Source organism: Sphingomonas sp., assembly GCF_050725575.1.
In the GTDB taxonomy this organism is placed as follows: domain Bacteria; phylum Pseudomonadota; class Alphaproteobacteria; order Sphingomonadales; family Sphingomonadaceae; genus Sphingomonas.
Map to the genome: position 1 here is coordinate 1 of NZ_JBOHHW010000083.1, position 12,779 is coordinate 12,779.

19 protein-coding genes are annotated in these 12,779 nt (G+C 64.8%); 6 read left to right on the forward strand and 13 right to left on the reverse strand.

Annotation, left to right across the window (positions count from 1 at the left end; all coding sequences use genetic code 11):
• The 3 genes from ACRECS_RS26710 to ACRECS_RS26720 form a co-directional block, all read left to right on the forward strand.
• Positions 1-728: lyase family protein (locus ACRECS_RS26710; protein ID WP_431586012.1), on the forward strand; the 728-nt coding region annotated here is incomplete at its 5' end.
• A gap of 85 nt (positions 729-813) precedes the next feature.
• Positions 814-1,032: a hypothetical protein gene (locus ACRECS_RS26715; RefSeq protein WP_431586013.1), complete on the forward strand. Its 219-nt coding sequence runs from the start codon at positions 814-816 to the stop codon at positions 1,030-1,032.
• On the forward strand, positions 1,029-1,229 hold the full coding sequence (locus tag ACRECS_RS26720) for a hypothetical protein (protein WP_187762352.1): 201 nt from the start codon (positions 1,029-1,031) through the stop codon (positions 1,227-1,229). The genes ACRECS_RS26715 and ACRECS_RS26720 overlap by 4 nt, the downstream gene beginning before the upstream one ends.
• Here the strand turns inward: ACRECS_RS26720 and ACRECS_RS26725 are convergent, their stop codons facing one another.
• Positions 1,230-1,832, reverse strand: coding sequence for a DUF2585 domain-containing protein (locus ACRECS_RS26725; protein ID WP_431586014.1), 603 nt, complete (start codon positions 1,830-1,832; stop codon positions 1,230-1,232).
• Positions 1,833-1,851: 19 nt separating this feature from the next.
• Between ACRECS_RS26725 and gmk the strand changes: the two genes are divergently transcribed.
• Positions 1,852-2,517, forward strand: a complete 666-nt coding sequence (gene gmk, locus ACRECS_RS26730) for a guanylate kinase (RefSeq protein ID WP_431586015.1) — start codon at positions 1,852-1,854, stop codon at positions 2,515-2,517.
• Between the two features lie 149 nt (positions 2,518-2,666).
• Positions 2,667-3,083: a hypothetical protein gene (locus tag ACRECS_RS26735; protein ID WP_431586016.1), complete on the forward strand. Its 417-nt coding sequence runs from the start codon at positions 2,667-2,669 to the stop codon at positions 3,081-3,083.
• A gap of 311 nt (positions 3,084-3,394) precedes the next feature.
• Here the strand turns inward: ACRECS_RS26735 and ACRECS_RS26740 are convergent, their stop codons facing one another.
• The 9 genes from ACRECS_RS26740 to ACRECS_RS26780 all read right to left on the reverse strand — a co-directional run bounded on the left by ACRECS_RS26740 (position 3,395) and on the right by ACRECS_RS26780 (position 10,087).
• Positions 3,395-4,531, reverse strand: coding sequence for an MFS transporter (locus ACRECS_RS26740; protein ID WP_431586017.1), 1,137 nt, complete (start codon positions 4,529-4,531; stop codon positions 3,395-3,397).
• Between the two features lie 76 nt (positions 4,532-4,607).
• Positions 4,608-5,384, reverse strand: coding sequence for a DeoR/GlpR family DNA-binding transcription regulator (locus ACRECS_RS26745; protein WP_431586018.1), 777 nt, complete (start codon positions 5,382-5,384; stop codon positions 4,608-4,610).
• 86 nt (positions 5,385-5,470) lie between these two features.
• The gene (locus ACRECS_RS26750) at positions 5,471-6,151 is read right to left on the reverse strand and encodes an ATP12 family chaperone protein (protein WP_431586019.1); all 681 of its coding nucleotides are present in this window, start codon (positions 6,149-6,151) and stop codon (positions 5,471-5,473) included.
• 7 nt (positions 6,152-6,158) lie between these two features.
• Positions 6,159-6,380: a hypothetical protein gene (locus ACRECS_RS26755; RefSeq protein ID WP_431586020.1), complete on the reverse strand. Its 222-nt coding sequence runs from the start codon at positions 6,378-6,380 to the stop codon at positions 6,159-6,161.
• Positions 6,377-7,036, reverse strand: coding sequence for an HAD-IA family hydrolase (locus ACRECS_RS26760; protein ID WP_431586021.1), 660 nt, complete (start codon positions 7,034-7,036; stop codon positions 6,377-6,379). The genes ACRECS_RS26755 and ACRECS_RS26760 overlap by 4 nt, the downstream gene beginning before the upstream one ends.
• Positions 7,033-7,629 (reverse strand): FMN-binding negative transcriptional regulator, encoded by a 597-nt coding sequence (locus tag ACRECS_RS26765; protein ID WP_431586022.1) that lies wholly within the window; start codon positions 7,627-7,629, stop codon positions 7,033-7,035. The genes ACRECS_RS26760 and ACRECS_RS26765 overlap by 4 nt, the downstream gene beginning before the upstream one ends.
• A 3-nt stretch (positions 7,630-7,632) precedes the next feature.
• Positions 7,633-8,748 (reverse strand): RluA family pseudouridine synthase, encoded by a 1,116-nt coding sequence (locus ACRECS_RS26770; RefSeq protein WP_431586023.1) that lies wholly within the window; start codon positions 8,746-8,748, stop codon positions 7,633-7,635.
• Positions 8,745-9,122 carry a fluoride efflux transporter CrcB gene (crcB, locus tag ACRECS_RS26775; protein WP_431586024.1) on the reverse strand — a complete coding sequence of 126 codons (378 nt, stop codon included), beginning with the start codon at positions 9,120-9,122 and terminating at the stop codon, positions 8,745-8,747. The genes ACRECS_RS26770 and crcB overlap by 4 nt, the downstream gene beginning before the upstream one ends.
• Before the next feature lie 194 nt (positions 9,123-9,316).
• Positions 9,317-10,087, reverse strand: coding sequence for a hypothetical protein (locus tag ACRECS_RS26780; protein ID WP_431586025.1), 771 nt, complete (start codon positions 10,085-10,087; stop codon positions 9,317-9,319).
• Between the two features lie 171 nt (positions 10,088-10,258).
• On the opposite strand from ACRECS_RS26780, the gene ACRECS_RS26785 reads away from it, so the two are divergent.
• A complete protein-coding gene (locus ACRECS_RS26785) occupies positions 10,259-10,480 on the forward strand; it encodes a hypothetical protein (RefSeq protein WP_431586026.1) in 222 nt (73 codons plus the stop codon).
• Between the two features lie 78 nt (positions 10,481-10,558).
• Here ACRECS_RS26785 and ACRECS_RS26790 read toward each other — a convergent pair whose 3' ends face one another.
• From ACRECS_RS26790 to ACRECS_RS26800, 3 genes are all read right to left on the reverse strand, one after another.
• On the reverse strand, positions 10,559-11,122 hold the full coding sequence (locus ACRECS_RS26790; RefSeq protein WP_431586027.1) for a glycine zipper 2TM domain-containing protein: 564 nt from the start codon (positions 11,120-11,122) through the stop codon (positions 10,559-10,561).
• A 114-nt stretch (positions 11,123-11,236) separates the two neighbouring features.
• Entirely contained in the window at positions 11,237-11,665 is a 429-nt protein-coding gene (locus ACRECS_RS26795) for an OsmC family protein (protein WP_431586028.1), read from the reverse strand.
• A gap of 73 nt (positions 11,666-11,738) precedes the next feature.
• Positions 11,739-12,053, reverse strand: a complete 315-nt coding sequence (locus ACRECS_RS26800; protein WP_431586029.1) for a glycine zipper 2TM domain-containing protein — start codon at positions 12,051-12,053, stop codon at positions 11,739-11,741.
• Positions 12,054-12,779: the final 726 nt, after the last annotated feature.

Consider the following 12,779-nt stretch of genomic DNA (forward strand, 5'->3'; position numbering starts at 1 on the left):
TGCACGGCATGACCGTGCTTGCGCAGGGCGGCACGGCGGTTGGTACCGGGCTGAATGCGCCGGCCGGATTCGATGTCGAGATCGCCGCGGAAATCGCCAACATCACTGGCCTGCCGTTCCGCACCGCTGAGAACAAGTTCGAGGCGCTCGCCTCGAACGATCCGATCGTGCATTTCTCCGGCACGCTCAACACGCTGTCGGTCGCGCTGACCAAGATCGCCAATGATATCCGGCTGCTCGGATCGGGGCCGCGGTCCGGTCTGGGCGAGATCGACCTTCCCGCTAACGAACCAGGCAGTTCGATCATGCCCGGCAAGGTCAATCCGACGCAGTGCGAGATGCTGACCATGGTCGCGGGCCAGGTGATCGGCAATCATCTCGCGATCACGGTCGGCGGCCTGCAGGGGCATCTCGAACTCAACGTGTTCAAGCCGCTGATCGGCGCCAATTTGTTGCGGTCGATCGACCTGCTCAGCGTTGGCATGGCGAGCTTCGCCGAACGCTGCGTCGAGGGGCTGGAGCCGAACCGCGGGCGGATCGCGGAACTGGTCGATCGCTCGCTGATGCTGGTCACCGCGCTGGCGCCCGAGATCGGCTATGACAATGCCGCCAAGATCGCCAAGCACGCCCATGCCGAGGGGTTGACGCTGAAGGAGGCTGGTCTGGCGCTTGGGCTGGTGGATGGCGAGACGTTTGATCGGCTGGTGCGGCCGGAAGATATGGTGTGATCTCATCCCTCCCCGTGCCGGGGAGGGGCTAATGGAACTCCCGTCTCCCTCAAGCGCTTAGCCGGCGAACCACGGAGACGATGATATGGGTGCAACGACCATTGGCGCATTGATCGGCGGCGCGATCGATTCGATGAGCGGCGACGATAGTGCCGCGGACGGCGCGATCTACGGTGCGATCACGGCGAATGTGCTGAAAGTCGTGTTGCCGCTGGCGGTCACCTATGCGGTCGGCTGGGCGGTGCTGCGCGGCGCGGCGGAGCTGAAGGAAAAGGCGTTCGGCCCGTCGGAGAAAGCGGCATGATCCGCGGTCTGATCGGCGCGCTGCTTGGTGCGGAAATCGACCGTCGCGACGGGCAGGGCGGGCTGAAGGGTGCCGCGATCGGCCTGGTCGCAAGCCGCGTGATCACCCGGCTGGGGCCGATCGGGCTTGCGCTGGGCGGCGCCTATGTCGCGAAAAAGGCCTATGACCGGCATAAGGCGAAGGGCCGGATCGTCTGATCAGCCGGCCGCCTGCCAGGCCCGGACTGCGTCGTTCGGGGCGACCAACATCCAGACATTGAGCGTCAGATTGTCGCGAATCGCGTACAGGGCGATCAGCTCAAGCGCGACAGCGAGCGCGAAGCTGCCCCACCAGGGCAATTTGCGCGCGACGAGAAAGCCGAACGCCATGAACGCGATGTCGGATACCGAGTTGAGCACTGAATCGCCGCTATAGCCGATCGCGATGGTCGCGGCGCGGTAGCGGTCGATGATGATCGGCGAGTTTTCGAGCAGCTCCCAGCCCGATTCGATCAGCGCCGCGATCGCCAGCCGCATCCCGACCGGCTGGCGACGCAGCACGGCCCAGGTCAGCCCGTAGAAGATCAGCCCGTGGATGAAATGGCTGAGCGAATACCAGTCGCTGAGTTGCTGGCTGTTCTCGGGCGAGCTCACCGCACCTTCCCATAAGCGGATCGTGCCGCAGGTGCAGATCGGGGTGCGGCCCACCACCAGCAGGATCGCCGCGGCGGCGATGATGATCGCGCCGGTCGCGATCAGCCAGCGCCGGTCGAGCCGGCTTTTGTCGCGATCGGATCGCGCGTGACTTGACGCCTGTCCCATTGCGCCGCCATTAGCGCCCATGCCGTCTTCCGCAAAGCCGATCGATTCCACGGACGACCCGCACGGGTTCAAGCGTCGCGGCGTGCTGTTCGTCCTGTCGTCGCCGTCCGGCGCCGGCAAGTCGACCATCGCGCGCAAGCTGCTCGCCGCTGAGCCCGAACTCAGCATGTCGGTGTCCTACACCACCCGCCCGCCGCGCCCCGGCGAAGTTGACGGCGTGGATTATCATTTCGTCGATCTCGAGACATTTCGCGAAATGGCGGCGAACCACGAATTCCTCGAATGGGCGCATGTCTTCGACCATCGCTACGGCACGCCCAAGGCGCAGGTCTGGCACGTGCTCGAACAGGGGCGGGACATATTGTTCGATATCGACTGGCAGGGCGCGCAGCAGCTCCATCAGCTGGCCGGCGGCGACGTGGTGCGCGTGTTCATCCTGCCGCCGTCGATGCCGATCCTGCGCGACCGGCTGGAAAAGCGCGCGACCGATTCGATGACGGTGATCAACGCCCGCATGGATCGCGCGGCGAACGAAGTCAGCCATTGGGACGGTTATGACTATGTCCTGGTCAATGATGATGTCGAACAATGTTTCGAGTGCGTGAAGACGATCCTGGCAGCAGAACGATTGAAACGGTCGCGCCAGACGGGAATCATTGGCTTTATTCGCAAATTACTCCGCTGAACTAACGCCGGGGACGGGCTATGGATGAATGGATGCTGCAAGACGCATTCCACATCCGTTCACGGCGACTCGTGCAGATACATCGTCAAGCTGCACGATAAGGCGCCCGAATCGGTCGCCATCGGCGCTGCTCTTGAGGAGTAGAAGCAATGACGACCCTGTTCACCAAAGCAACGCTCGCTCTCGCGCTTGGCGCGACGGCCCTGACCGTTGCCTCGCCTGCTGAGGCGCAGCGTTACGGTGGCCATCGTCGCGGCCACGACAATACCGGTACTGCCATCATCGCCGGTATCGCCGGTCTCGCCATCGGTGCGGCGATCATATCGAGCAGCAATAAAGACCGTCGCAACCGCGACCGCGATTATCGCAATGACGGCTATTACCAGGTCGATGGCTATGACCGTTATGACGACCGTCGCTATGATGATCGGCGCGCTTATGACCGCAACAACGGTTATAATGGCTATGATCGCTATCGTGACCAGCGCGGCTATGGCAGCTGCCATGTCGAAACCCGCTGGGACGATTATTCGGGCGAGCGCATCGACGTCCGGGTCTGCAACTAAGATCGACTGACATCGGGCTGCGGCGCGAAGACTCACGTCTTCGCGCCGCAGTCATGTCCGGACCATCGCGTGGGCCTCCGCGGCAATCCTGTTTTCCAACACTGAGAAAGAGCGCACCGGATATGTCCGGCACGCGATGATATGCCCGATCCCGTATGAGGGTTGAATCGCCGCCGGCGGCACGGCTCGAAGGAACGTCGGCGGGAGATATGGCACACCAGTAATGTCCCATATCTCCCGTCGCTGTCCCGGCGTATTTTATACAATATAGTTAAATATCAGATCGTTGGTGTGTATTTGGATGCGCCGCGCTACGACTTCGAGACCCGCGTGGCGAAGAGCGGGACCAGGCAAAGCAGGGCGGCCAGCATCCAGAAAGCGGTCGCCAGGCTGGTGAGATGCGCGACGAAGCCCATCACCGCTGGTCCGGCGAGGATCCCGGCATAGCCCGTGGTGGTGATGGCGGCGATCGCCATTCCGGCCGGCATGGCCTGTTGCTTGCCCGCGGCGCTGAACAATACCGGCACGATGTTCGAGGCCCCCAGCCCGATCAGGACGAAACCGCCCATCGCGACAGGGCCGACCGGGATGGTCAGCAGGACGACGAAGCCGAGCACGGCGACCAGTCCGCCGATCCGGAGCACGCGCCTGCCGCCCAGGCGCGTGACGATCGCGTCACCGCTGAACCGGCCGATCGTCATCGCGATGGAAAACAGCATATAGCCAAGACCGGCCAGTGACGGCGCGGTGAGGGCCTTTGCGTCGATCAGCAGCGCGCTCCAGTCAAGCAAGGCCCCCTCGGCGAGGAAGGTCACGGCGGCCAGCGCCGCCAGCAGCAGGACGACGCCGCGCGGCAGCACGAAGCTATTGTCTTCGACCGCCGGGCGTGCGCGCAATAATCGGGGGCCGGCATAGCCGAGCGCCGCCAACGCCAACAACGCGGCAATGATCGTGGCGAGCAACGGCGACACCGACAGCGAAAGCAACAACGTCATCAGCCCGGCGCCGGCAAATCCGCCGACGCTGAACAGCGCGTGGAAACCCGACATCAATGGCGTGCCGGCGGCTTTCTCGACCTCCACCGCATGCGCGTTCGCCGCCACGTCGATCGTCCCCAGCGATGCGCCGAACAGCAGCAGGGCGGTGGCGAGGAGCGCGGGCGAGTTCGCGATCACGAGCAGCGGCAGGACAAGGCTGATCCCGATCCCGCCAAGGATGATCATCGGGCGGCTGCCGACCCGCGCGCTGACGATGCCGGTGACCGGCATGGCGAGGATCGAGCCGATGCCGAGACACAACAGCAGCAGGCCGAGTTCGGCCTCGTTCACCCCGGCACGCATCTTTGCCGCGGGAACCAGCGGCGCCCAGCACGCCATGACGAAGCCAGCGACCAGAAATGCCAGTCTTGTCGCCAGGCGCGTGGCGGGGCGGTCAGCCGTTTCGATCATGGCGTTTTGGTCATGGGCGGGGGTTCCGAACGAGGAGGAGTTGGCGGCCGTGATGCGGTCCGGGGAGGCGTGAGGGTCAGCTTGGCCGGGCGGTTGTGATGGTCGTGCCCTGCGCGGCAAACGCCGTGCAGATATCGCCGGGCGATCCGAATTCGACGACGAGATGGTCAATGTTCTTCACCGGCATGATGCGATGCGGTGCCGTGGTGCCGAGCTTGTCCGCCGTGGACAGCATCGCGATCCGGTTGGCGCCCGCCACCGCCGCGCGTTTGAAATCCGCATCGCGCGGATCGAACGCCGCGGCGCCATAGATCGGATCGAGCGCGCACACGCCGATAATCGACAGGTCGGGCCTGAACAGGCCGATTTGGTCGATCGCCTGCGCCCCGACCGCACCATCGATGTCGGGATCGACCTGCCCCCCGATCAGGAACAGCGAAATCCCCGGTCGACGAAGCAATGTCGTGGCGATCGACACCGAATTGGTGACGATGGTCAGGTTCAGGTCCCGCGGCAGGATATCGGCGAGCATCAGATTGGTGCTGCCCGAGTCGATGAACAATGTCTGCCCGTTTTCGATCAGCGGCAGTGCTGCCCATGCCAGCGCATTTTTCGCGGCCAATTGGGTATCGACGCGCTCGGCAAACCGCCCTTGCGCCGGCGACAGGGAAAGCGCGCCGCCATAGATGCGCTTGCACAGGCCGGCCGCAGCCAGATCGCGCAAATCCCGCCGCACGGAATCCTCGGACGTGCCGAATTCCTCGGCGAGATCGCGCGCGATCACGCGATCATTTTCTGCCAGTTTGTGCATGATCTGCGCGCGACGTTGGTCGGGAGTAAGGGAATCGGGCATAAATGTGCATTATCGAGGTGCGCGATGTTGCGCAATGTACAGTTTCGGTTTTTTTCGCCGACGGGGCCCGGACGATGAAGCTGGTGTCAGATCAGTTCGAGAAACCGAACCCCGGCATCGAAATCGCGCCGCCGCGATTCAAGCGCGGCAAGCGACAGGTCGTCGCGGCCCCATTGCTCGGCCTGCCAGTCCTCATCGAGCTCGATCGCCCGCCATATTTCTTCTGCGGTCGCCGCGTGCTCGATCAGGGCGAGGCCGGCGATCAGCGAGCCGCCGATCGTGATGATCGGTGCCAGCCCCGCCAGCTCCCACGCGGTTCGCGCGTTGATGGCGTCAGTCAGACGGGAAGTCGTGAGCGGCGGCTGCGGGCGATGCATGATCCCCGCGATCACCTCGAAATATATGTCGTAGCGCGTGCGTGCCCAAGCGAGCAGCGGATCCCAATAATGTGCCTGGCGCTCGACCAGCGCCGGCGGCTCCTCCGCGCGGTAGCAAAGCAGGTCGCTTTCGGCGAACATGGCGAGCCCGGCGGCGAAGCTTGCCGGATCCGGGCCGATGCGTTCGATCGCAGCGTTGGCGAGGCCGGTCAGCGGCATTGCGCGGGGATCGATCTCACCAGTCACGGCGCGCCATTCATCGGCCACCGCTTCGGCAAGCGCGGCAAAGGGGATGGCGAGCAGTGCCCGGCCGGGCGTGCGCACCGGCTTGCTGTCGAGCGTGATCACGCCTCCGGCGTCGATCGCCACATTGGTCCAGAAGCGCTTCATGAGTGGATCAGTTCTGCGGCGGCGTGCGCCAACGGCGCGCGAGCGCGCGGGGCACGATCGCGATCATCAGCAGCGCTGACAGCACGATCGCCGTGCCGAGGATCTTCTGTTCGAGAGTCTGGGCCTGGCCAATCAGCACAAGCCCGAGCAAGGCGCCCGCGACGCCGGCGATGCGCGATCCGGCAATGACGAAATAGCGGTTGCGCGCGGTGGTTTCGGGATCGGTCATAGTGCCTCCATCTGCGCCGGCAGCGCCGCGACCGTCTGCGCGATGGCATGTGCGCCCGCTGCGGTCAGTTCTTCCGGCGGGTGATAGCCCCAGGCCACCCCCAGTGCGCGCACATTCCCGGCGCGCGCCATCATCATGTCATAACTGGTGTCGCCGATCATCACTGTCGTTTCGGGCGAGGCGCCGGCCTCGGCGATCGCGGTTTCGATCATCGAGGGGTGGGGTTTGGATGGGTGACGGTCGGCGGTCTGCAAGGTGACGAAACGCGCCCTGATGCCATGTTCGTCAAGCACGCGAATCAGGCCGCGATCGGACTTGCCGGTCGCTACCCCGAAAACCCAGCCCGCCGCCGCAAGGTCGTCGAGCGCCGCGATCATCCCGTCGAACAAGGGTTCGCCGGCGAGCGCGCCCGAGGTGCGCAAGCGAAAGAACGCCGCCTTGTAATCGTCCGCCATCGCGCGGTGCTGCGCGTCATCGGCGTGCGGCAATAATGCGCGCATCGCCTCGACCAGGCTGAGGCCGACGATGCGGCGGATCGCGTTGCGGTCGGGCGGGACCAGGCGGTGCGTCGCGAACGCTTCTTCCATCGACTGGCAGATGCCGGCCTGGCTATCGACCAAAGTGCCGTCGCAATCGAACAGGGCGAGCCGGTTCATGCCTCCATCACCCCGGCCAGCGCGATGTTGCCGCTGCGCTTCAGGCCGGCGATCACGCGAGCGCGGTCGGCGGCGGACTTGTTCTGGCTCAGCTTGTGCGTGCCGCGCACCGCGTCCACCGTGACGTCGAACGCGACGATCGCGCGCAGCATCGCACGCTGGCGCGCCGCGTCGAGCTTGTCGCGGGTCCAGGGGTTTTCCGGGATGATGCGCGGCTCGTGCAGCGCGGCGAGGATATCGACCTGTTCGATCAGCGCCGCTTCATCGGCCACGCCGGCGATGCCGTCGATCTCGACTGCGGTATAATTCCAGGTCGGCACTTCCGGCATCGGATTCGCGTACCAGTTGGGCGTGATATAGCCATCGGCGCCGACGATGCTGAGCAGGACCTGCGCGCCGTCGAGGTGCGGCGCCACGCGATTGGCGCGCGAGACATGGAAACGCAGCTGCCGCGCGCCGGTCGCGACGATCGGCGCATGCACCATCATCGGCCCGGCGGGCGTGACCGCGAAGATATGCGCGAAACCGATCGACACCGCCCAGTCGAGCATGGCGTCGTCATCGCCGGGCCGAAATACCGGATTGGGATGCACGGGCTAGTCGCGGCTGCCGCGGCGGCGGCGTTCGCCCTTGCGGTCCTTGCGCAGGTTCTTCGCGTGCTGCTTGGCCTGCTGCTTCTTGACCGCTTTGCTTGGCGGCGGCGGCGTATCGAGCGGCATCATGTTACCGAGCATCTCGTCGAAGCCGAGATGCTTCAGGCTTTCGGCGAAATGCGTCGGCAATTCGGCCTGCACCTCGATCTCGCCGCCATCGGGATGATCGATCCGGATGCGCCGCGAATGGAGATGCATCTTGCGGCTGATCCCGCCGGTCAGGAACGCGGCCTGGCCGCCATATTTGCCGTCGCCGACGATCGGGTGGCCGATCGCCGAGAGATGCACGCGCAGCTGATGTGTTCGGCCCGTATAGGGAATAAGCTCAAGCCAGGCAGTGTTGTTGCCGGCCCGCTCGATCACGCGGTAGCGGGTGCGCGCCGGGCTGCCCTCGGCCTCATCGACATGCATCTTCTCGCCGCCGCTGCCGGGTTGCTTGGCGATCGGCAGCTCGATCATGCCGTCCTCGATTGAGGGTACGCCGACGACCAGCGCCCAATAGACTTTCTTCGCGCTGCGCGAGGAGAAGGACTTGGCGAAGAATGCCGCCGCGCGCGTGGTGCGCGCAATGAGCAATGCGCCCGATGTGTCCTTGTCGAGGCGGTGGACCAGTTTCGGGCGGCTCTCGCCATCGAACAGCAGCCCGTCGAGCAGGCCGTCGACATGTTCGTGCGTCTTGGTCCCGCCCTGCGTGGCGAGGCCGGCCGGCTTGTTGAGGACGATCGCCTGCTTGTCGCGGTGGATGACCATTTCGCGGATATAATCGGCCTGCTCGTCGGTGAGCGGCGGGCGCTCGCGCTTTTGCGGCGCATCGGCGCGAACCGGTTCGGCCGGGGGCACGCGGATCGCCTGGCCGGCGGCGATGCGGTCGCCCGGCGTGGCGCGCGCGCCATCGACGCGCAGCTGCCCGGTGCGCGCCCATTTCGCGACAGTGGTGAAGCTGGTGTCGGGCAAATGCCGCTTGAACCAGCGGTCGAGCCTGATGCCGTCATCGTCGGCGCCGACATTGAACTGGCGCACCTCGGCCTCATTGCCGGCGGCTTTTTTCGTATCGCTCATGCGACTGCCCTTATGAGCGAAAGTCCGGCGAACAGCGCGACGATCGAGCCGATCACCGATGCCAGGATATAAAGCGCGGCCATGCCGAAGTCGCCACGCTGAAGCATGGCGACCGTATCAAGCGAAAAGGCCGAAAAGGTGGTGAAGCCGCCAAGCACGCCGACGCCGATCAGCAAGCGCCAATTCTCGCCGGGGACAGCGGCGCGGGCGAGCGAGCCGACCAGCGCACCCATCAGGAATCCGCCGATCAGGTTCACGGCAAGCGTGCCCCAGGGAAAGGATGGGCCGAACCAGGCAAGCGTTGCGCGCCCGGTGAGGAATCGCGCGCCGGAACCGACCGCGCCGCCGGCCATGACAAGAAGAAGGGAATTCATGGCGCCTCCGTTAGCGCGGATGGCGCGGAAAGAGAAATGTTGTGGCGGCGTGTGATGAGTTTACACAAATACCGTTCGGCCCCGGACTGGATCCGGGGCTGTCGAAGCCCATCTCTCCGCAATCGAGACGTTCGCGCGTGAGACCCGCCCTTCGACAGGCTCAGGGCGAACGGCGGGAGTGAATAGTCAGGCGGTCAGCGCCCGTTGTTCGCCACGATATCGACATCGGTACCGCCATCGCGGCGCTTGGTCAGGAACAATGCAAAGGCGCCGTCGTCGCGGGTGCGCGTGCCGCCCAGGACATGTTCGTCGCCATTGGCCTGATGCTCGGCCGAATAGCCGGCATTGGTGGTGCGGGTATAATACCAGTCGAGCACGGTCTGCAGCGGCGCGGACGTCGCAAAGCTGACCGCGCGCACCGTGCAATTGCCGGTTTCAGTGCCGGCGGCTTCGCTGACCCGTGCATCGGGATAAAGCGGCACGTCAGTAGGCATGCGCTGCGCCCAACGCGTCGAATAGCGCAGGTTGGTCGCGCAGCTTGCCGTGCCGCCATTCTTCTGGCGTGCGGCAAGCGCACCGAGCGTCAGCGATTCGCGCGCCGCGTCGCACTGCGGGCAGGACCCGGTTGTTGGCGCGGGTGTCGATTTCAGCGTCTCGCTGGTCGCGGCGCTCCGCGTTCCGCGCGCGCCGGCGGCGATGCCGTCGGCGGGGACCGCGCCGGAATAGGGCTGCGCCGGCGGGCGGACAGCGTCGTTATTGGCCTGTTGCGTCAATGCCGGATCGACCATGATCTGATCCTGCAATGCGCTCATCAGCGCCGGATCACGGGTATTGCCCGCCGCATTGCCGTCGATCAACTCCTGGTCGAGCGAATCGAGATTGCCGTCGCCCTCACGCGGTCCGCACGCGGCAAGCGCCACGGGCAGGACAAGAACTATCGCTCCAACATATCGACTGCGAACCATCAGACACTCCCGCACAGGCGGCAAGCATGCCCGAAAATGGGTTAAGATTGCGTTGGGGACGCCGGATCGGCGGCTGAGGGTTGATGGCCGGCGGTTGACGGCGGGGGTGCCGCGGGAAGGCCGGATCGATCACCACTTGCGCGGCGACCGCCTCACCGCCATGTTCGGTGCATGTTTAATATCGTCTCGATCCTGGTCGGCCTGCTGGTCCTCATCCTCACGCTGGTCGGCTTCATTCCGTTTCTCGGCTGGCTCAACTGGCTGACCATCCCGATCGGGATCGTCGGCATCGCGCTCGGCGCGTTGTCGACGAGCAAGGTGGGGCGCAATTTGAACATCATTCTGGTGATCATCTGCGCGATCCGCCTGTTCGTCGGCGGCGGCCTGCTCTGATCCTTCCTGCCCGAACGGATACGAAAAGGGCCCGGTGATCGCTCACCGGGCCCCGTCGTTTTTTGGGCGATCCCGTATTTAGCGGCAGCTGACCTGGCCGCGGTCGATCGACTGGCCGAGCACCGCGCCCGCACCACCGCCGAGCAGCGTACCAAGCGTCTTCGATCCGCCGCTGGCGATCGAATTGCCAAGCAGGCCGCCGGCAATGCCGCCGATGATCAGGCCGGTCGTGCCGTCGTTGCGGCGGCAATAATAGCGACCGTTGCTGCCGCGATAGATGCGGTCGTTGCGGCCCAGCCGGCGCGGCTGATAATAACGGCCGTCGCGATAATATTGGTCGGCATAATAAGTGCGCTGGCCGCGTTCGTAGCGGTTGTAATCATAATTGCGGTACTGGCGCCAGTCGCGCACGGAACGGTTGCGGTCCCGGCGCGCGTCGCGAACATCCTCGCGATAGTCCTGGCGGGCGTCGCGGAGGTCGCGGCGCGAATCGGCGTCGCGCCGGTCGCGGCGATAGTCGCGCTGCGCGTCACGAACGTCCCTGCGATATTCGCGATCGGCTTCGCGGGGGCTGTCCTGTGCGGTCGCCGGGATGGCGGGCAGGGCGATCGCCGCAAGCGCGGCTAGAAGTGCGATGCGCATGATGCGTCTCCTTCGTTGTGAACGATGCGGGTAGAACGCCCGTCCCGCCGCCGGGTTGCGTGAATGGTAAACTACACGCCGTTCATCGCCCCGACAACGGGCAGGGTATGCGGGTCAGCCGTTCAGGCTGTGCGTCAGCGAAATCTCCGCATTGAGCACTTTCGACACCGGGCAATTCGCCTTGGCGTCGGCGGCGATCGCGGCGAACTGGTCCGCGTCGATCCCGGCGATGGTCGCTTTCAGGTCGAGTTCCGATTTGGTGATCGAAAATCCGTCTCCGTCCTTGTCGAGCGTCACTTTCGCGCTGGTCTCAATCGTACCGTCGCTGAACCCGGCACGGGCGAGCGCGAAGCTCAATGCCATGGTAAAGCAGCTGGCATGGGCGGCAGCGATCAGTTCCTCGGGATTGGTGCCGGGCTCGTCACCGAAGCGGGTGTTGAAGGCATAGGGCGTGTCCGAAAGTACCCCCGACTGAGTCGAAACATGGCCTTTGCCGTCTTTGCCGAAGCCCTCGTACCGGGCCGATCCGCTGCGCGTCGTCATGTCGTGAGATCCTTTGCAGATACCAAAAGGGGCGCGGCATCACGCCGCGCCCCTTAAGTGGTAGCGTCAAAGCTTAGCGGCAACGGCGCTTGCTGCTGCCGCGGTCGATTTCGCGGCCGAGCAGGCCGCCGGCAACCGCGCCGCCCAGTGTGCCGACCGTGCGGTCGCCACGCGTGTCGATGGTGCGGCCGACCAGTGCGCCGGCGACGCCGCCGACGATCAGCCCGGTGGTGCCGTTGGGCTTGCGGCAATAGGTACGGCCGTCACGACCACGCCATTCGCGATATTCGTGGTTCCGCTTGCGTGCTTCCGCCTGAGCGGAGGGGAAGGCCATCGTTGCGGGGATGACGAGCGAGGCAGCGGTGAGTGCCATGATGAAACTGCGCATATGATTTTCCCTTTATCTGGATCAATACCGGGTGCGTAACGCTCCGTTTCTAACTCAGGTTGCATGAACCCAAAACAACGATCCGTTCATGTGCCGCTGGGCCGTTGCGCGAATCGATCCACGTTATCCACGTTATCCACAGCCGCGGACGGTCGTTTTTCTATTGGTGCGACTCGGATTTAATGACAGCATCATGACTGTAAGCAAGGGATGCGGAAGCGAGAAATCGCAGAAACATCAGGAGCTTATGCCGAGAGAGCGAACAGGTGCCGCAAGGAAACCACTGGCGATGTCGGCGGGATGCAGGTCCCCCGCGCCGATCGAGCAAGACCGTGAAAACGGTGGCGGTCGAAAGGAGACGAGGCAGGCATTCCAGGCGTCCTTCTTAGTCCCCGCGATGGAGAAGGGCGTTGGCTGCAGGAAGCCGGATGAGCGCGCGCTGGCCCTTCGGGACAAGCGAGACGGATCCGGGCAGAGAGTGGCCGAGGCGAGAGACAGGGCTTCGGCCCTGACTTGAGCTGGCCGCCGAGGCCGGGGTAGCTGAAGATCGCAAGATCCTCGCTCCCGGCCCCGGTGACCGAACCGCAAAGCCTGCAGCCGTTCGCGGCGCAGGGGGAGCGTGCCGCCGAAACCAGAAGGCGCGGGCATTCTTTCGGGACTGCCAAGCGGATCGAAGTCCGGCGACAGGGGGTCGGCAGCAATGCCGGCCCCTATTTGCGTTTGGGC